The 19377-nt window shown below is 43.0% G+C and carries 22 protein-coding genes; 18 read left to right on the top strand and 4 right to left on the bottom strand.

Going from position 1 to position 19377, the window contains the following annotated elements; translation table 11 throughout:
- Nucleotides 1–13: 13 nt before the first annotated feature.
- From A8F94_RS01110 to A8F94_RS01125, 4 genes are all read left to right on the top strand, one after another.
- Complete coding sequence (locus tag A8F94_RS01110; protein WP_066194253.1) at nucleotides 14–3667, top strand: multicopper oxidase domain-containing protein; 3654 nt, start codon at nucleotides 14–16, stop codon at nucleotides 3665–3667.
- 42 nt (nucleotides 3668–3709) lie between these two features.
- Nucleotides 3710–4552: a hypothetical protein gene (locus A8F94_RS01115; protein ID WP_066194256.1), complete on the top strand. Its 843-nt coding sequence runs from the start codon at nucleotides 3710–3712 to the stop codon at nucleotides 4550–4552.
- Between the two features lie 52 nt (nucleotides 4553–4604).
- Nucleotides 4605–4982 carry a hypothetical protein gene (locus tag A8F94_RS01120; protein ID WP_066194259.1) on the top strand — a complete coding sequence of 126 codons (378 nt, stop codon included), beginning with the start codon at nucleotides 4605–4607 and terminating at the stop codon, nucleotides 4980–4982.
- Between the two features lie 574 nt (nucleotides 4983–5556).
- On the top strand, nucleotides 5557–6162 hold the full coding sequence (locus A8F94_RS01125; RefSeq protein WP_066194262.1) for an SCO family protein: 606 nt from the start codon (nucleotides 5557–5559) through the stop codon (nucleotides 6160–6162).
- A 44-nt stretch (nucleotides 6163–6206) separates the two neighbouring features.
- On the opposite strand, the gene A8F94_RS01130 is transcribed toward A8F94_RS01125, so the two are convergent.
- Nucleotides 6207–6992, bottom strand: coding sequence for an STAS domain-containing protein (locus tag A8F94_RS01130; protein WP_066194265.1), 786 nt, complete (start codon nucleotides 6990–6992; stop codon nucleotides 6207–6209).
- A 217-nt stretch (nucleotides 6993–7209) separates the two neighbouring features.
- Between A8F94_RS01130 and modA the strand changes: the two genes are divergently transcribed.
- The 14 genes from modA to A8F94_RS01195 all read left to right on the top strand — a co-directional run bounded on the left by modA (nucleotide 7210) and on the right by A8F94_RS01195 (nucleotide 17592).
- Nucleotides 7210–7986: a molybdate ABC transporter substrate-binding protein gene (gene modA / locus A8F94_RS01135; RefSeq protein ID WP_066194268.1), complete on the top strand. Its 777-nt coding sequence runs from the start codon at nucleotides 7210–7212 to the stop codon at nucleotides 7984–7986.
- Nucleotides 7987–8646, top strand: a complete 660-nt coding sequence (gene modB, locus A8F94_RS01140) for a molybdate ABC transporter permease subunit (protein WP_066194270.1) — start codon at nucleotides 7987–7989, stop codon at nucleotides 8644–8646.
- Between the two features lie 248 nt (nucleotides 8647–8894).
- Nucleotides 8895–9035 (top strand): sigma factor, encoded by a 141-nt coding sequence (locus tag A8F94_RS26075; RefSeq protein WP_254660760.1) that lies wholly within the window; start codon nucleotides 8895–8897, stop codon nucleotides 9033–9035.
- Nucleotides 9004–9432 (top strand): RNA polymerase sigma factor, encoded by a 429-nt coding sequence (locus A8F94_RS01145; protein ID WP_254660785.1) that lies wholly within the window; start codon nucleotides 9004–9006, stop codon nucleotides 9430–9432. Before A8F94_RS26075 ends, A8F94_RS01145 begins: the two co-directional genes overlap by 32 nt.
- On the top strand, nucleotides 9401–10378 hold the full coding sequence (locus A8F94_RS01150) for a hypothetical protein (protein WP_066194273.1): 978 nt from the start codon (nucleotides 9401–9403) through the stop codon (nucleotides 10376–10378). Before A8F94_RS01145 ends, A8F94_RS01150 begins: the two co-directional genes overlap by 32 nt.
- A 355-nt stretch (nucleotides 10379–10733) precedes the next feature.
- Nucleotides 10734–11078: a DUF4181 domain-containing protein gene (locus tag A8F94_RS01155; RefSeq protein WP_066194276.1), complete on the top strand. Its 345-nt coding sequence runs from the start codon at nucleotides 10734–10736 to the stop codon at nucleotides 11076–11078.
- A 511-nt stretch (nucleotides 11079–11589) separates the two neighbouring features.
- Entirely contained in the window at nucleotides 11590–12573 is a 984-nt protein-coding gene (locus A8F94_RS01160) for an ROK family transcriptional regulator (protein ID WP_066197144.1), read from the top strand.
- Between the two features lie 27 nt (nucleotides 12574–12600).
- The gene (locus A8F94_RS01165) at nucleotides 12601–13803 is read left to right on the top strand and encodes an MFS transporter (RefSeq protein ID WP_066194282.1); all 1203 of its coding nucleotides are present in this window, start codon (nucleotides 12601–12603) and stop codon (nucleotides 13801–13803) included.
- Between the two features lie 20 nt (nucleotides 13804–13823).
- Nucleotides 13824–14387, top strand: a complete 564-nt coding sequence (locus A8F94_RS01170) for a sugar O-acetyltransferase (protein ID WP_066194285.1) — start codon at nucleotides 13824–13826, stop codon at nucleotides 14385–14387.
- A gap of 224 nt (nucleotides 14388–14611) precedes the next feature.
- Nucleotides 14612–14950, top strand: a complete 339-nt coding sequence (locus tag A8F94_RS01175) for a YolD-like family protein (protein ID WP_066194288.1) — start codon at nucleotides 14612–14614, stop codon at nucleotides 14948–14950.
- Between the two features lie 75 nt (nucleotides 14951–15025).
- Nucleotides 15026–15787, top strand: a complete 762-nt coding sequence (locus A8F94_RS01180; protein WP_066194291.1) for an alpha/beta hydrolase — start codon at nucleotides 15026–15028, stop codon at nucleotides 15785–15787.
- Between the two features lie 30 nt (nucleotides 15788–15817).
- Nucleotides 15818–16747 (top strand): WD40/YVTN/BNR-like repeat-containing protein, encoded by a 930-nt coding sequence (locus A8F94_RS01185; RefSeq protein ID WP_066194294.1) that lies wholly within the window; start codon nucleotides 15818–15820, stop codon nucleotides 16745–16747.
- On the top strand, nucleotides 16740–17009 hold the full coding sequence (locus A8F94_RS01190) for a hypothetical protein (protein WP_066194297.1): 270 nt from the start codon (nucleotides 16740–16742) through the stop codon (nucleotides 17007–17009). Before A8F94_RS01185 ends, A8F94_RS01190 begins: the two co-directional genes overlap by 8 nt.
- Before the next feature lie 37 nt (nucleotides 17010–17046).
- Nucleotides 17047–17592 (top strand): hypothetical protein, encoded by a 546-nt coding sequence (locus A8F94_RS01195; RefSeq protein WP_139069999.1) that lies wholly within the window; start codon nucleotides 17047–17049, stop codon nucleotides 17590–17592.
- A gap of 30 nt (nucleotides 17593–17622) precedes the next feature.
- On the opposite strand, the gene A8F94_RS01200 is transcribed toward A8F94_RS01195, so the two are convergent.
- The 3 genes from A8F94_RS01200 to A8F94_RS25295 form a co-directional block, all read right to left on the bottom strand.
- Nucleotides 17623–17973, bottom strand: a complete 351-nt coding sequence (locus tag A8F94_RS01200; RefSeq protein WP_066194301.1) for a hypothetical protein — start codon at nucleotides 17971–17973, stop codon at nucleotides 17623–17625.
- Between the two features lie 177 nt (nucleotides 17974–18150).
- On the bottom strand, nucleotides 18151–18750 hold the full coding sequence (locus A8F94_RS01205) for a CBS domain-containing protein (protein ID WP_066194304.1): 600 nt from the start codon (nucleotides 18748–18750) through the stop codon (nucleotides 18151–18153).
- Nucleotides 18751–18908: 158 nt separating this feature from the next.
- On the bottom strand, nucleotides 18909–19037 hold the full coding sequence (locus tag A8F94_RS25295; protein WP_139070000.1) for a small, acid-soluble spore protein, alpha/beta type: 129 nt from the start codon (nucleotides 19035–19037) through the stop codon (nucleotides 18909–18911).
- Nucleotides 19038–19377: the final 340 nt, after the last annotated feature.

Here is a 19377-nt window from a genome sequence, read left to right on the forward strand (position 1 = left end):
AGGTGGGAAACAAATGCTGCGGAAATACCATATAGTTGCCATTCCGATCCGAATTGTAGTGAATAACTTTGGTGACCATAATCCAGACGGAAAAATCTATGTGTTAAAAGAAAACGAGGAGCGTGTTAAGGAGTTAGTCAGGAAAAAGCCTTTCACACCAGTGGAGCTTGTTCAGCCGCTGACAATCCGTGCCAACGCGGAGGACACGATTGAGATTCTGTTTGAAAACAAGCTGAACTTTGACGCAGGAATGCATTTTCAAGAAGCAGATTACAATGTCTATGACTCTGATGGCGCCGAAGCCGGATATAACCGGGATACAACAGTTGCACCTGGCGGAAAGATTATGTACCGAATTTTTGCGACCAGGGAAGGAACGTATTTTTTTACAGATCTCGGAAATGTTTCGAGCACGGAGGAAGGATCAAGTGTACAGGGATTGTTTGGGGCATTGATTGTTGAAAGAAGGGGGTCAAGCTGGACGGACCCTGTTACCGGGGAACCCTTAAAGTGTGGGGGATATGCAGACATTCATCATCCATTTCTGCCATCGTTCCGTGAATATGCCTGGTATTTCAGTGATCAAATGGAAATCAATGACCTGACAGGGAATCGCCCTTTAAATCCTATGACAAATCAGGAAGCAGAATCATTTCATGGTGTGAATCTCCGCTATGAACCTATGACAAACCGAAAGAGATTAATTGAAGAGGGAGTCGTCGCCCCTGATGCGGATGGGGAAGAAGTCCATCACGATTCGTGGGTTTTTGGTGACCCTGCAACCCCAATCCTTCGAGGATACGTCGGAGATCCCGCAATAATCAGACTTATCCATGCCGGTGTAAAAGAAACACATGTATTCCATTACCATGTACACCAGTGGCTAAATGATCCGACCAATACATTGTCCGAAATCGTTGACACACAGTCAATCAGCCCGCAAACTCATTATGATATCCAGCCTTTATATGGATTGGGCAGTCTTCACGGGGCAATCGGGGATGCAATCATTCACTGTCATCTTTATCCGCATTTTGGAGCAGGAATGTGGGGGATTAACAGGATATTCGATACACTTCAGGATGGCAGCCAATGCTATCCGAACGGGGTGCCCATTGCCGCGCTGCAGCCGCTTCCAGACCGTCCTCGCCCGCCTGCACCGACTACTGAGAGGCCAGGCTTTCCAAACTTTATACCAGGTAAAGTCGGACATAAAGCACCAAGGCCGCCGCTTGGCATTGTCGGGGGCCGGGATATGACCGAGCTGGAGAGAAACGCAGCCATACCAAATGCCCGCCCGGGTGCAGTTTTTGTCGATCCAACTCTTCATAATCCTCATGTCGTCGAATTTAATATCTCACTTATTGAACGGAACCTCGTCTATAACAGGCAGGGCTGGCATGACCCAAAGGGCAGGTTTTATGTGTTTGATGAAGACCTTGATGATATTTTATCAGGAAAAAAGGAGCCTGAGCCGCTTGTCTTCCATGTTCCGGCGGGTACAGCAATCCGAATCAATTATACAAATCGATTGCCTCATATTCTTGATGGGGATGCCTTCCAGCTTGTCACGAGGACCTATGAAAATGGTTTCCATATCCACTTTGTCAAATTCGATGTCCTTGTTACGGACGGATCGAATGTTGGCTGGAATTATGACAGTTCGATTTTGCCAGGTGAGACGATCCGGTATGAATGGTTCGCTGATACAGAGTTGAAAGCCTTCTTCCTGCACGACCACCTTTTTGCGAATTCGCATCAGCAGCACGGAGTGTTTGGCTGCGGTGTCATTCAGCCAAGATTCTCCACTTTCCATGATTCAAAGACAGGAGAGGAAGTCGATCATGGAACCCAAATTACAGTTGCCCATCCTTTAATACCTAATTACAGAGATCAATCCTTATTCGTCCATGATTTTACGATGCTTTTTGATAAAGACGGCTGTCCGATTGAACCGCCAAGTTTTCCAGGCTCAGAAGATGACCCAGGTGTTTTCGGGGTCAACTATAAGAATGAACCTTTGCAATTCAGGCTTAGAAAAGACTGCGACCCTGCTTACAGCTTTAGTTCCTTTGTCCATGGTGACCCAGTAACGCCAATCCTCCGTACGTATGAAGGAGATCCAATCCGCATTCGTATAATTCAGGGGGCGCATGAAGAATCGCACAGCTTCAATATCCACGGATTGAAATGGAAACAGGAACGGCCTGACCTCGATTCTGCCTTCAGATCCCAGCAGCATATTGGGATATCTGAATCATTTACACTGGAAATGGAAATCCCGGTCTCGGGGGATTATTTGTGGGCCTTTGAGGATGAAGAAGATATCTGGCTTGGAACATGGGGGTTAATCAGGGCATACCCCGGATTGGTGCCGGATTTGATTCCGCTTAATGACCGTGAGCCCCTGCTTCCGCTCATCGGGCCCTTGCCATGCCCAACAGGTGAGCCGCCGCCTCTTGCCGATCCGCTTACAAGTTTTCCGCCGGAAGCCGATGAAACTTTACCGGTCCGCAGATATGATGTGGTCTGTTTTCAAACACCTATAGTTTATAACAAATATGGTGACAACGATCCTTATGGTATCATTTTCGCGCTGGCAGAAGATATGGACGATATCGTTTGTGGAAAAAAGAACCCGGAACCGCTTGTCCTTAGGGGCAATATGGGTGAATTGATTGAAGTCTCCTTGACAAGTTTGCTGAAACGGGAATTATTTCCGTACAATGACGGAATCCATCCATATCCTCCGGTGAAAGAACCGGCATTTTATCCGCCATCACTTAGGATATCACTTCATCCAAGCATCCTTTCGTATGATGTAAAAACCTCGAGCGGCGATACCGTAGGCTACAACCTTGATCAGACTGTTGGACCGGGAGACACCATAACGTATCGCTGGTATATAGATGCCCAGCATGGTACATGCGCATTGTGGGATATGGCGGATTTAAGAAACCACCGGTCATTTGGAGCATTTGGTGCTTTTATCGCAGAACCACGCTTCTCAACCTACCACGACCCTCATACTCTTGAACCGGTGAAAACCGGTACCAGTGTAGTTGTAAGAAATCCTTTATTGCCTGATATCAGGGAGTTTGTCTTGATTATGCACGATGGAGTCCGCCTTGAAGATCAACATGGACGCTTAATTATTGATCCGGTCGATGGAATCCTGCTCCGGAACCCTGAGGATGAGGATGAGGTTGATACGTATGATTATGGGTCAAGAGGATTTAATTATCGAAGTGAACGGCTCATCAACCGATATCGGGAGCACCCGAAGCTCGAGAAATTATTCAATTCAGAAGTGTTCGGCGATCCGGCAACGCCTGTGTTTGAGGCATATCCCGGGGAACCTGTTATTATCCGGTTAACGAATCCATCGGAGCGAAGGAGAGCGCACTCGTTCCATCTTCACGGACATTATTGGAAGAGTGACGAAAAGGACCTAAATTCCAGGACCCAGTCCTTCGATGGCCCGATTATAGCCGGCCATACCCACAACTTGCGGTTGATTGGCGGGGCAGGCGGTACGTTCAGCTTTCCTGGTGATTATCTGTATCGATCTGGCAATGTTAAATGGGATATTGAGCTGGGTATGTGGGGAATTATGAGGGTCCATGACCGTCTTCAACCGCATTTGCCAAAATTAAATGACTCCTAAAGAGAGAGGTATGCCCCAGTTTTCAGAAAAGGACGTGCACACATGCACCGAAATTCAGACATCGAAAATCCGGACCATTTTGATGACCCGGATGTAATGACTCTGGAAGAAGATGATGGTTTTTGCATACCGGATTGCTGTTGTCCAGAAAGAATTCCTACTACCTTGTACCCTTCGCCAACATCGTGCCTGACATCCGAAGAGACAGAAGAGCTTGAAGAATCAATCCGTCTAGCTAATCGGCTCTTGCTGGACCTTGGATTATCAGGAAAACTTGACGAGGAAGGTAGGAGAAGAGCTTTGGATGGCCTTGAAGGCCACTATGTCCGAATAACAGTCAATTGCGATGAAGCAGAATCCGAAGCGATTAATGAAGATATATTGTTGGACGGGAACGGGACTTCAAGCAGTACGAATCAGGCTGAGAACGAATTGAATGGGGAACGTCTCAACGAGAAGCAGGGAACAGTAATGCTTGAAGGCAAGGTTAATCTAGTTGGATTCAATTTCGTGTCCCTTCTTCATGATGGAAAGGAAACGATTATCCGCCTTTTAGCTATATCATCCATTACAGCAACTAACCAGACAGCCCACGTAAGCCGGGAGCCTGCGTTTATCGACAGTGACCCATGCTTCAAAAGGGAATTGACCTTTCATTTCGGTGAGGTTGTCTCAGCCTCACCGGAGCTAATCCAAATCTTTTATCGCTTGCCCTTGAAACTATACTTGTTGTTATTTGAGGGAGAAATGATAACCGTTCACAGTAACGGAGAATTATTAAGCGGAGTTGTTTGTGGGATTGAGGATGGAATGCTTGTGCTTAAACAAACTGAAGAGAAGGAATTGTTCTTGAATATAAACGACATTTGTTACATTAAAACATAGCAATACCCCCTCCAGTGAAAGAGGGGGCTGATTTTATCAAAGAGGAGGATTCATGGACCAGAAACCATTATTCTTTTTCATGGAACTCTCTGTCGCAGCAACAATGCTGATGACTATGGTGATGGCTATGGCCGCCGCAATGCTTGTGACCATGATGATTGCTATGACCGGACCCTTTATGGCATTCACAGTCATTGTCATATACTTTAATCCAATCAATGGTATTAAACGGGACGATTCGAAATTTATTCTCTTTATCCTTTTCTTTGATTTCTACAAAATCGGATCCTACAAAGAATACTTTTCCTTTGATTTTACCACCGCTTCCGGAAATGCCGATTTTCACACGGCAATCGAGGAGTTGGTGAAACCTGAATGCCATGCCCCTATGAAGCCCTCCAAGCTTAATTCGGAAATGTCTGCCGCATAAGTCGTGTTGGCCGCAGCAGCAATGATGATGTTCGTGCCGGTGGTGGCAGGGGCAATGGTGATGGCAATGTTCGCAGCTGTGGCTGGAACAGCTGCAATGGTGATGGACGCCATACCATTTCGTTAAAAAATCCTGAAAATGGGCGAAATAACTGAACGGTGGGTATAACGAAGAAAACGAACCTCCCAGAGAGCCAAAACCGTAAAGAATCGGAAACGGAAGGTAATGGTGCTGATTCTTATACTCGCTATGGAAATCTCTGTTTAACTGATTATACTGGTGGTCCCGATGTTGGCCGCAGCTACAACGTTTTTTATTCAACAACGCACACCTCTTTCTTAATGAGTAGCATTTCTCCTCAGGTGTCGTCATCATTAATAAGGTTTGTATAAAACTTTCTTTGTACTGCAATCGTACGTCTGCATTTCCACTTCCTTTTTAATAGAGTATGTCTTTTTGGAAAAATGGATTAAACAGCTGTCCCAAAAGCTGCTTCTTTTTTCACATGGTTGGGAACGCCAGAATACTATAGTAAAATACGGGTTCTTTGGATGCCCTAGCGGAGTAGATGGATATGACAAAAACGTTTTTCGCAGCAATTTGTATGATGGTAATCCTTTTGATTGCAGGTATGTATTTGTTTGCACAGTATATATCAAATCCTGAACTTCCCATTTTAGAAAAAACCTCCGGCTTTACTTTGGAAACCGCCAGTGGAGAGGCCTATCAGTCCGATAATGGAAAAATAAAGCTGGTCACATTTTTCTACACGAATTGCCCCGATATATGCCCGCTAACGTTGATGGATTTTGCCAAGCTTCAAGGACAATTAACTGAAAGAGGCTTTTTTGGGGAAAAAGTTGAACTGATTGCCATTACACTCGATCCTGAAGTGGATACCCAAGAGGTTCTAAAAGCATATGCCGAGGGATTCAATGCTAATCAAGAAGGATGGAAGTTCCTTACTGGCACAAACGATGACATTCAAACCATCGCAAACTCGTTTCATATGACCTTTCAAAAAGTGAGCGGAGGATTTATCGCCCATACAACAACGATGGTTCTTGTCGATGGACAAAACCAAATCAGGGGCTTGTATGGCATGGCAAACCCCAAAAAAGCAATCGCCATAGACGACATCATGGCAGCCATCACCCAACTAACAGAGGAAAGCCAATAGGGACGGTTCTCGTCTGCCAAAAGCAGATGAGTACCGTCCCTTAGTTATTTTTTCTTTCTATTTAAAGCATAGGACAGCCCGGTGTTAAGGGAACCGAATGTCCGTATTTCATTCAAATTGATTCCAAGGCCAATGATGGTTTGGGCGATTTCTGGCCTCATCCCGACAATGATTGATTCCGTTCCTAACAGTTTGGCTGCCCTTGTCGTACTAATAAGCGTTTGAGCCACAAAGGTATCAATTGTTGGAACACCGCTTATGTCCAAAAAAACAATTTCAGCTTTTTGTTTTTCAATGCCCTGCAAAAGGTTTTCCATAATCGTCATCGCTCGCTTCTCATCAATCGTCCCAACTAAAGGCATAATGACAATTCTATCGAAAAGCTGGATAACGGGTGCAGACACCTCATTAATTTCTTCCCGCTGCTTCGCCAAGGCTTCTTCCCAATTGTTTGTGCAGTCGTTGACGACCTGTAAAAATATCGGATCAAACCATCGGTCAATCTCATTGTAAACCTCAAGAACGTCATCCTTTGTCAAGTCATTATGGAGCAATGTCTTTAAAGCAATCCTTCGGAAGGCCTGACAGCCATAGGTAATAAAATTCAGTGAACCATTCGAATTCATAAGCTTTGAATAAAACTGGCTGAGTTCAGTTGATGATTCCGTATCTACTCTTTTAATGCTGTCAAAAATCATCTTAAATAACTCACTCGCAAATACTTCCTCTGTATACTGAGATTCTGGAATGCTATCATGTAATTCTTTCTTCCAATCAGAAAACAACTCGTTACGATTCTCGTTTAAAATGTTAATAATCTTTGTCCGCATTAATCATCTACCCCTGACCTTATCGTATAGCGTATATCGTGAGTTATTTACCCTTAATTTTATTGGAAAAACCAATTGATTTGGTCATGTCCAGGCAGAAATAGGGTCCGCTTTGTGACAATGTTTACTGATTCTGCTCTAAAAACTAATAGTAAAATAAGTGATAACTACTCATAATCTTGTATAATTGGTTATAACTAGCTGGAGGAAGTTATCTATGAAAATTCAACCTTTTCTATTGTTTATTTTAGTTTTGGCTTTAACAGGGTGCTCAACCACCAAACAAAATGATGCTGATCATGAAGTAGAATTAACAGTATCAGCTGCCGCAAGTCTCCAAAATGCTTTAAATGATATAAAAGCTAGCTTTGAAAAAGAACATCCGAATATAAAGATTAACTACAATTTTGGGGCTTCGGGGTCCCTTCAGCAGCAAATTTCGCACGGTGCACCAGTCGACCTGTTTTTCTCGGCTGCAGAAGACAAATTCGCTAAACTCGAGAAAGAAGGGCGGATCGCAGAAATGCACCGGGTCGATTTAGTTGGGAATGAACTTGCGTTAATCGTCCCCAAAAATTCAAACAAAATAATTGATTCGTTTGAGACATTAAGCAATGCAGACCTGATTTCTATCGGAACACCGGAATCAGTGCCTGCAGGGCAATATGCAAAGGAAGCACTTGAATACATGGGAATCTGGAATAAAGTTGAGGAGAAAGTGGTACCGGCTAAGGATGTTCGGCAAGTCCTGACGTATGTTGAGACGAATAATGTAGAGGCGGGAATTGTTTACAAGACAGATGCGCTCGGCTCGGACAAGGTGAGTATTGCCGCTATAGCCGATAGAAGTACCCATCAGCCAATTGTTTACCCAATGGGGATAATAAAAGATAGCCCCCAACTGAAAGAGGCCAAGTTATTCTTTGATTTTATCCAAACGGATGCATCCAAGAAGATTTTTCAAAAATATGGATTTCTAGATTTAGGTGATTAAATGTCGGCGGAGTTTTGGTCGCCAATCAAACTTTCCTTACAAGTTGCATCCATTTCGGGTGTGTTGGTGGTTTTGTTTGGGTTGTTTTTTGGAAGGTTAATGGCAAATAGGAAATTCAAAGGGATAGCCTTAGTCGAGACGTTCTTTTTACTGCCTTTAGTCTTGCCGCCTTCCGTGGTTGGCTTTTTGCTCATAGTTTTATTTGGCAGGAATAGCGGCATTGGGAAATTTGTAGAATGGATCTTTCACCAGCCAATTATGTTTACCTGGTGGGCAGCTGTCATAGCTGCAACCGTTGTAGCATTTCCTCTCATGTATCAATCTGCAAAAACAGGTTTCGAGTCGATAGATGAGGATATTGAACATGCCGCACGCGTCGACGGCGCAAGTGAATGGAAGCTTTTTTTGTTTGTTACGATTCCACTCGCCTACAAAGCGATTGTAGCGGGGGCGATTTTGAGTTTTGCAAGAGCTTTAGGGGAATTTGGCGCTACCTTGATGTTTGCCGGGAATATCCCGGGAAAAACACAAACAGTCCCAACGGCCATCTATATGGCCATCGATGGAGGCCGGATGGATCTGGCCTGGTTATGGGTAATCAGCATGATGGTAATATCATTCATGATGCTCGCAATTGTCCAGCTAATCCGGTCAAAATAGAGCAAAAGGGGCGGTTCCAGTTTACTTCAGTAAACTGGAACCGTCCCTCTTTTCAATTGGAACAATGAGGCAGAATAATCGTATCAAATGATAACTAGGGAAAACCAAGCCTAGCTAAAGGTTATATCCATTTTGCTGTCCTATTCTTAGGACAGCTTTTCTTTTTAAAATTTACATCCATTTTTTTAAAAAAACTGTAAGATTAAACAAAGCAGTTCGTCATATTGTCGAAAGGGGGAGGGGAAAGAATGGACGCTGGCCAGCAAATTGAACAATGGTTTTATCAATATGAAAAAGATATTTTCAATTATCTTGTTTACTATACAGGGACCAGGGATGTAGAGGACTTGGTTCAGGATACCTTTTTACGGGCTTTCATCTGCATTTAAATCGTTCAGAAGCGATGCAAATCCAAGAACATGGCTCATCTCGATTGCCAGAAATACGGCAATCGATACATTCCGCAGAAAAAGACTCTGGGACAAAGTCAAAGGAACATTTCTTTCTGCCCAGGAAGAAACTAAAACGAATCTGACCGATCATTTATATCTTCGCAAAGAGGAGCATGCCTTTTTATACGAATCGATTTCCAAACTGAAACAAAGCTACAAAGAAGTCGTGCTTTTAAAAGGGATTGCAGAGCTTTCCACGAAGGAAGCGGCAAGTGTGCTTGGCTGGAATGAAAACAAAGTAAATGTGACATTCAGCAGGGCGGTAAAGAAACTCAATGAACTGATGAAGGAGGAGAAGCCAAATGGAACACTTAACGGGCAAAGATCTTCTTGAAAAAATGAGAGAATTACCGGCATTTGAAATGAATGAAAGCAACAGGCAGGAGACGATTCGAAAATTGAGAACTGCACAGCCAGCCAAGCCAAAATGGGGGATGTTTTTACAAAAGGCAGGTATTGGCGCAGCACTCGCAGCCGTTTTGCTCATTTTGCCTATCTTGTATATGAATGAAGTTGTCCCGGAACAAGGACAGCATGGGGCTGCTAGACCAAATGAACAAGTTGGAGCCAGTGGTGAACCAGATTATTTTTCCCTAAGGGATGGAAAAATAGATGTATATGGCCTTGATACGAATTACGGTCTTCCTGGAAAGGCAAGTATTATGGGGCCGACGGAATGGGTGGCAAAGGATTACAGGGGAGGCGGCAAAGTGATGGTTTTTGCATGGGGAGATTCCAGGGAACTGGTTGGGAAACAGCTGAAATTAACAGCGATCCACAAGAAGTCCGGGAAAGAATTAGTCCTCGCTGATATGCCATTAGCTGGCAAGCATTTTGATGCAGATGCACACATTCTTACTAGCTTTCCTGAGTTCCCGACTCATGGATTATGGGAGTTGAATTATGAAGTCGCTGATAAACCTTTTGCTTCCTATTCCATACTTGTGAACGAACCATATATTGAATTCGAAAAGGCAACACTCCTATTATCCCAAACATATATTTTTGCAGGTGAATACAATGATTTGGCACTCGAAGTGGAAGGTGAAGGTTTGCCATCCGAGATAGTCGTTAAAATCCATAATATTAAGGAAAATTTTAGTCAGGAGTTCAGTTTTGGCAATAAAGCCGAATCCATTCGGGCGACAGACGGTAAAGTAATAACAAGCTACTCCGGAAGCATGACCTTTTTAAAAAGTGGATCGTATACAATTGAGGCGCTTGGCAATTCGGGTGAGTTTGAAGTAAGGATACCAAGTGATCAAGGAAAAGTAGAATGAGGTTTTAAGGTTTCGCAACCAATTCACAACAATCTTTAAGCAGTCCAATTCGCAACTGAATTGGACTGCATCTTTTTATTGATATATCAGGGATTTCTGTGCGTTTTATGGCGTTTTAGCACTCGAATTCGCACCCCTTTTGGCAGAGTGACTAAAGTTATTGTCAACGTAAAAATTCGTATGCTAATTGCTATGTGAATTGATTTGTTAAAAATAGAAAGCAGTTTTTTAGTTATTTATGTAAAATTAAAGAAGAGCTTATTCAACATAAGGGAGGTTTGTTGAATAAGAACCCCTAACAAAATAGTAAATATGCGAGTTAGAAGGATATTCTTATCATACAGGGGAGGATTATATGGGTATTTCAGTTTCAATATTGGTTGTTCTAGTTGTTGTTTTAGCCCCATTATTAAGGAAGTGGATTGTTGAATATGATAGATTTATTACTGAAACTGAAGGAAGGCGTATCGATTTTTGGGGAAGAATAGTACTAGCAATTGCATTTTTTATAAGTCTCTTTTTTGTCAAAGATTCATCAGACGAAACAACTATTAAATGGTTTTTAATTATTTTTTATACAATATTTGCTGCCTTTCAATTTATTATCGAGTGGAAATACTTAAAGAATACGAAAGAATTTATCATAACACTTTTATTATGGCTTTTTGTTATAATTTACTTCTTCGTTTTTATTTTATGATGAAATAGGAAGAAGGCATTATCTCTTCCTGGTGTATTGAACCAGTAAGAATACCTTGTCCTTTTTGTTGAACTTCTTATTAAGCAAAGAGGCGACATTCCTGTAATTTGTGAAAAAGTGTACTTAAAGATACGGGTGCTTATTTTAAACAACGTGCTACCGTAAAAAAAGCTCGAAGCATACTGGCTCCGAGCTTTTTTTGTGCTAATTTCACTGCTAAAGTGTATGTTAATTCAACTGCTAATTACACTGCGAAAAGCACTGCTAATTCAAATTTTGTACTTCAAAACGAACCCGTTAAATCACAAAATGGCTGCTTCTTTTCTTTTTAAAATCATTATAAGTTTGCCGATTGTCTTCCCGAATCCTATATGCTACAGTGGAACCATACTTATTAAAGAGATTTAATAAGTTTTTTAAACCTAACTTATTTAATGACTTTAATAAGTTTTCATAAAAGGTGGTGAAAGGTGTGCAGGCAAAGGTAAAAACGGGCGGGAACGAAATTCTGATGGGAATTCGGACAACTCTTTTAGAGCTGGAAAGTGCCACAAAAGTTGAATTGAGTGAGAAACTCAAAATTAGTTTTCCGACTATCAGCAAGTTCCTGGCACAAATGGAGAAGGAAGGGGAGATTTTCTCAATCGGTTTGGACGAATCCAGCGGAGGAAGAAGAGCGAATAGGTATAAATATAATCGTGAATATATGCTTGGCCTCGCTATTTTTTTGGAAAAAACAGAGACGAATTATGTCATTTTCAATTGTGCTGGAGAAGTAAAGAAACAGGGGCAAGTCCCCAGTGTATTAGTTGACGACGGTTTAGATGCTCTAACAGCCAGCATTGAACAATTAATTGCTAACCATCCAAAAATCAGCTCAATCGCAGTCGGAGTTCCCGGTTCTGTTAAAAATGGCACGGTTTTTTACATACCAGGTTATGAAGCCTATCAAAATTTTAATATGAAAAGCTACTATGAAACCCATTTTTCTATACCCGTTGTCGTTGAAAATGATATGAATGCGGCTGTTCTTGGATATCACCAAATGAATAAGTTTAAAAACCATCAATCACTGGTTTATTTGTATTCCGGGCAAAATGGCCCCGGCGCAGGATTTATCGTCAATGGAGATGTTGTACGTGGAAATACATTCTTCGCCGGAGAGATCTCATTTGTCCCGCTTTATAGTGACCGCAACTTCCGGGACGCAACCGAAAACAGAGATGGACAGAAAGCGGGACCGCTCTTCCCGGTTGATCAGGGCGATGCCATCAGCCGTTTGCTAGTCTCGTTTGCGGCAATTATCAATCCTCATACGGTTGTTTTTTCCAAGGAGGATGTTGATGAAGCAATGATAGAAAGAATCGCCAGGTCAAGTGCTGCCTATATTCCGGCAGAACATCTTCCACACCTAACCATTAGTGATTGGAAACAGGATTATTTATATGGATTGCAAAGTCTGGGGCTTCATCTTATGCTGGAAACGGCAAAATGAAAAAATTAAAACAGGCGGGGTTTCATTATGGCAACTTTCCTTCTAGTCATCATTTTTTTGGCATTTATAAGCCTTGGATTACCAGACTCATTGCTCGGTGTAGCGTGGCCGGTCATGCAAACAGACTTTGGTGCACCGTTTGAAACTGCCGGATTGCTATTTATGACGATTGCCGGCGGGACAATTGTCTCCAGTCTGTTTAGCGGCAGACTTCTGAAACGATTTGGAACTTGGAAGGTAACAGTTGTCAGCACCTTGCTCACTGCTGGTGCTTTACTTGGGTTTACTTTTTCTCCATCGGTTACTTGGCTGTTTTTATGTGCCATCCCCCTTGGATTAGGTGCAGGAGCTATAGATTCAGGATTAAATGATTACGTCGCAACCCACTATAAAGCGCATCATATGAGTTGGCTGCATAGTTTTTGGGGAGTTGGGGCGACTCTTGGCCCCGTAATTATGGCCCAGTATATCACCGGGCATGGGTGGGATAATGGGTATTTAACCATTTCGGGCATTCAATTCTTGTTAGCGTTCGTTCTCTTGTTGTCATTGCCGTTATGGAACCGGGTAAAAAACAACAAAAAAGGAATAAGCGATACACCCGACGAATTGATTGAAGGGGATGCCGAACATCCAAAACCTTTACAAATTAAAGGAGTTAAGCTAGCGTTGGCATCGTTCTTGTTCTATTGCAGCGTTGAAGCCACAATGGGCCTTTGGGGAAGCAGCTTTTTGGTGAATAGTAAGGAGCTGCCAGTGGATGTTGCTGCAAAATGGGTTTCCTTCTATTACCTCGGAATCACAATTGGAAGGTTCATTACAGGATTTATTACGTTTAAAATGAATAACCGGACTTTGATTCGGATGGGGCAGATGATCGCATTGACAGGGGCCGCACTTCTTTTGCTGCCATTCCCGCCCGCATTCTCCCTTGCAGGCTTTATTATGGTTGGATTGGGATTGGCGCCAATCTTTCCTTGTATGCTACACGAAACGCCTGCACGGTTTGGGAAGAAGCATTCCCAGACGATTATGGGCTATCAGATGGCAGTCGCCTATACCGGGACAACTTTTATGCCGCCTTTAGTAGGTTTCGCCGCCTCCCAATCGACGATTGGAATTTTCCCTTTTTTTGTTGTTTCACTCATAGGCGCGATGTTCCTAAGCTCCGAGACTTTAAATAACGTACTTAGGAAAAAGAGAGTTATTCGAAATGCATATTTTAATTAAGTTGGAAAGCAGGTCTTATCATGAGCAGCACTGAAAAAGAAAAAATGCTGGCAGGAGAAATGTACAATCCTGCTGACCCTGAATTACTTAAGGATCGTGAAGAAGCAAGACGGAAAGTAAGAGTTTATAATCAAACGACAGAAACAGATGGAGAACTAAGAACAAAATTGCTAAAAGAGCTGCTCGGTTCAACCGGCGAGAACATTTGTATGGAACCAAATATCCGGTTTGATTACGGCTATAATACATACGTCGGGGAAAACTTTTACGCAAACTTCGACTGTACCATCCTCGATGTTTGTGAGGTACGGATTGGCGATAATTGTATGATTGCTCCCAGCGTCCAAATCTATACAGCAACACACCCACTTCATCCAGATGAGCGGAATTCAGGCAGAGAATATGCAAAGCCGATTACGATTGGAAACAATGTATGGATTGGCGGCAGTGCGATTATAAATCCAGGCGTAACCATTGGAGACAATGCCGTCATTGCGTCAGGTGCCGTTGTAACGAAAGATGTACCCGCAAACGTCGTGGCTGGCGGCAATCCTGCCAGAGTAATTAAGCATATAGAGCTATAAAACTTTTAGGTTGCCGTTGTGGCAGCCTTTTTTAATTAACGTTTTTATGAGCCATTTCACCATACTTATGAGCCTCATTTGAGGCGATTTGAGCTTTCAGACATTTTCCGGAAGAAATCACCCGTAGATTGGAATGAATAATTTTTATGAAAGGCTTCTTTTTTTGCATTTTTTACGAACAAATGTTCTATAATAGAAATGAGGCTGAAAGGGGGAGTGATCAAATGGGAATTCGAGACCGCGGCAAGATGAAATGGCGATCCGCTTTCTTTATGCCTGAACAATCAAAACTGATGAAGGAGGCCAGGCTTGAAGATTCGAAAGTAGTAAAGCCTATTCTTGATGAACAGGAGTGGGAGGAAATTGAGCAGACTATCCTGCTTGCAATGGAATTTTCAAATAAGGTTAAGATCAAGACTTGGCAAGACGGATTTTTTAAAGAGTACCAAGGCATGCTGCACCGAATTGATGAACTCAGGAAAATAGTGTATTTGCAAACGGACGATTTAAGGATGAATAGGATTGGTTTTTTGGACATAACCGAAGTATCAATGGCCGAATAAGAGTTCATAATTGCAATTATTTTCCTCCTGGTGGACAATAAAGTTGTCTGAATAATCTTTCGGGAGGGGTTAAATATGCAAGAAAAGTATCCTGTTATGAAGGAAGCAGAAGAATTCTTTTTTCCAGGCAGCGAAGTCGGTGTCCTCATTAGCCACGGATTTACAGGGTCTACTCAAAGTATGCGGTTTTTGGGCGAAAAAATTGCCGAGCAGGGCTTTACCGTTTTTGGGCCAAGGCTTACTGGACACGGGACTCACCCGGAGGATATGGAGCAAGCCTCTTTTGAGGATTGGATCCGCGATGTGGAGGCTGGACTGGAAAAAGTAAAAGAAACGTGTTCAACTGTGTTTGTCGCCGGTTTGTCCATGGGTGGTACTTTAACGTTGTACTTGGCAGAAAACCACCCAGAGCTTGCGGGGATTATGCCAATCAATGCAGCAATCGACATGCCAGAGTTGGCAGGCAACTATGAACAGTTAAAAGCGAAAGACGTTCGCTTCGTCGATGGCATTGGCTCAGACATCAAGCAGGATGGGGTTAAAGAACTTGCTTATCCGCAGACTCCAGTAAAATCAATGGGAGACATTATCGCATTGATGAAGATTGTCAAATCGAATTTACATAAAGTGAATGTGCCGGTTCTCGTTCTCTCCTCTACTGTAGACCATGTAGTGCCGCCGGAAAATTCCAAAGAGATCTATGAAAAGGTTTCTTCAAAAGATAAGGATATCGTTTATCTCGAGAACAGCTATCATGTGGCAACGCTGGACAATGATAAAGAGCGGATTGCTGAGGAATGCATAAAGTTCATTACGGAACATACCGGAAGAGAATAATGTAATTCATTTTTAAAGTCAGGTGGTTTTTTGAAAAAAATCATGATTGGCGGGGCTGCGATTATAATGATTGGCCTGTTTGCCTCAATTATTTGGTATCAGCTTTCATTTAAAAACATGCAGCCACAGCTTGGCGAAAAGCTGCCAAAACCCCCAACTGGCAAACAGGATCCAGGGGTTGAAGAGCTCCGTCCGGTAGTCGCTAACCAGCAAATCAGTTATACGCTCCAAAACAACGAGCTGAACATAACGTTTGATAGCGGCAAGACATGGGTGACGGTTCCTGTTGAAAAAAAATTGCTCTTTGGAGGAGAATACAACGGAAATCAGCATGAGCTGATTCCGAATAGCTTTATTTTAACGGATGACAAGGCTGCGTTCATCCATACCGAAGGCGGTAATTGGGAATCGGAAGGTGTCATGCTTGTGTACTCGAATGACTTGGGCGAAACCTGGCAGCATTCAGTTGTAACCGAGTTGTTTCAGGGGGTTCGTTTCCGGAAAGTCAACTTCCTGAACGAAAATTTCGGGTATATCATTCTATCCGGTGGGCGGACAATGTCACAGGAAGGCTCTAGTGTCTTTTTGTCAGATGACGGTGGGAAGACATGGAACGAAACAGAAAGTTCTGGCCAGACGAGGCTCCTGTACGATGGCGGGTTTATTGATGAAAAGACCGGATTTTTATCATATGGAACCATCAATCCTACCGAGCCGGATTTTCATGTGACTCAGGATGACGGTGCTTCCTGGCAAAAAGCCGATGTCCATGTTCCGGCGAAATACAAAGAAATCTTTGTGTCAGCTGAAATTCCAGTTAAAGATGGCTATGAATTAGTGATGCTTGTCAATCAGGGGCCAAATGGCGATTACCTTGGCGGACGGGTAAAGGGGAAATTCATCTCAAACGATAACGGTCTCACATGGGAATTCGCGGAAGAGGCTGAACCGGATGAATAAGGGGAGAACCATTAGTGGCGTTATGCTGTTCCTCGTTTCACTTGGCATCTTCATTTTGCAGCTGGTATATTTTTATGCCAATAAGCGCTTGGGGATTGAATTTATCGACAACCGGTTGTTTTATGTAATTAATGTTTCTTGCGCATTTTTCCTTGCCCTGTCATTGTGGCTTACCCTTTCTCCCGCAAAAAAATGGATGTGGATCGGTGGAGGGATTGTGATCCTTTTTACCATCGTAAACGCAGTCCTGCTTATCAAATAACAAAGAAGTTAAAAATATTACCGCCATTTCCCCTGATATGGACAACGTTCTTTCACTTAAAGTGAACGCACAGAGAGGGGAAGCTATATACTACAGGCCGTTGTATGGTATTTTTGCAAGGCCAAAAGACAGCTTCCAGCTTGATCCTTCAAAAGGTGTCAAAGCCGAATGGCTCGCGGATGATATTGCTGCAGTTACGTATCTGAACGTAGATGGAATTCTGCAGCAGTTCGTTGCCACTTACGGGGATCGGGGAGGAGGAATCTCGTATTACTATGTGGGTGCCGAAATATTTGGAGTCTGGGAAGGCAAAGGAATTGAGGTTATTAGCAATACGGATGGAATTTCAGTGACCTATAACGGGCAGACCGAAACCTTCGATTGGAAAAACATCGAGCAGTTTGGAACATTGGCGGTTGTCTTAACAAGAGGACATGAAGCGGTCTGGACGATCGGACTGAATGAAAACTTTAAGGTCCAGTCAAACCCCACTGTCCCCCAGCCTGGGGAAATCATTTTGTCTAAAGTGAGTATCGATATGCAAGATTCAGTCATTTTAAACTATAAAAAAATGTCAAAGTAAGGGAAAGGACGAATCCTTTCCCTTTTGCTGTTATTGCTGGTATTGGGTACCGAATCGATAAGGGGACTGGTATTGATTTTGTTGGTACGGTTGTCCAACTGTATTCATGTTTTGCTGCATGAATGAAACTTCCTGTTGCATCTGGTTCATAGCATTCATGAGCTGCTGGCATTGCTGAATGGCAACATCATGCTTTTGCAGGCTTTGCTGAATGACTTGAACAGCTTGTTTTTCACGTTGAAGCATTTGTTCAAGCATGTTGACATTTTGCTGTTCCTGCTGCAGCATCATCCTATATTGATGATTGCTTTGCTGCGTTTCAGTAATTAGCTGCTGTACAAGTTGGCGTGCCTGCTGAAGACCATGTTGTGGTGTATGCATTCGGATGCCCCCTTAGGATGGATGTGGGATGTGGTACGTGGTACCTCTGTTAGTTTGCGCAGAAGGCCTGAAGTATTTCACGGTAAGAATCACCTGTGTTGTTTCATTATAGGAAGGGAACGCTATTTCCGAATAAAAAAGAATGGAACCACATGTTTGGGTCCCATCCTTGGAATGTTATTCGATATTGGTAACGCGCACACCTGAATCATTTAGTTCATTGACAATTATATTCACGGTTTCTCTTGCTGTATCTTTCGGAATAGAGAGATGAATTTGGCGAACCGCTTTGTTGCTGCCGAGAGTGAACATCGACAAAATGCTTGTATGCCGCCCAACAATTGAAGAAATCCGTTCGATGGCATGGCTTTGTTCAAAAAGGCCAATCGTAAGCGAGACACCGTCACTGTATGTATCCTCGAGGAGATTCATAATTTGCGCATGGGTCAGGATACCGACAAATTCACCAGCTTGGTTAACAATTGCAAGGTAGGGGAGCCGCTTGATACTTTTAAAAATTTGCCTGAATGAACCGCCAGCAGGAGCTAAGCCATCCGATTCTTTTACAATCTTCATGATACTGTCCTGATGATCCCCACTGTATTCATAAATGTCAATCTTCTCCACATTTCCGAGGAACCGTTTCCCTGCAGTATCCAGCACCGGGACGCGGCGGAACCCCGACTCATCAAGAAACGCCAGCGCTTCTTTAATGGTCGCATTCTCTGTCAGGTACCTGACTTCCTCCCTGCTTACCATAAATTGTTGAATCTTCATCTCTTTATCTCCTCCATCTCCCTATAGGTTGCATACCCGTTTATATATATTCGCCATGAACGGATATTACCCTTTTTTAAAAAGTAAAAAGCCGTCATATAAGACAGCTTTTTACAAAATTCCTTTGGACGTATTCGCCTGGTGCGCCAGTGAGCCATTCACTTCGATTTATTGCTGCGTCTGGGTTTGGTGGTAATATTCAGATGGACACCCAGTTCCCTGGCGATCTCTTCCTTAAGGCGATTAATACCCTTGGATCCAGGAATAGTTGGTTTTTTATCCGCCATTCACTTATCACTCCTTACGAAGGATTAAGCACTAATGGATTGCTCAGGCTTATTCTATCCTATTCAAAATTCCTGATTCAGTTATCGGAAAAAATAGGGAAAGCCCCTAATTTTTGAATAAGGGGCTTTGTACCTAAGCCAAGAGCATACGCCCTGCAACCAGGCTGCTTCTATCCGAATGGAAGAGGTAAGCCGAGTCGTAAATGGGGAACATTAACGCTTTCCACTATTCGTGGCGTAGTAAGCAACCCGTCGAGGCTTATTGATAACGTTTTGGATTTTAAAACAGGCAAAACGTATCCAATAGGCTTTATTGATGACGTTTCGGGTTCTAAAAACG

This window comes from Bacillus sp. FJAT-27225, from assembly GCF_001685025.1.
Classification (GTDB): Bacteria; Bacillota; Bacilli; order Bacillales; family Cytobacillaceae; genus Bacillus_D.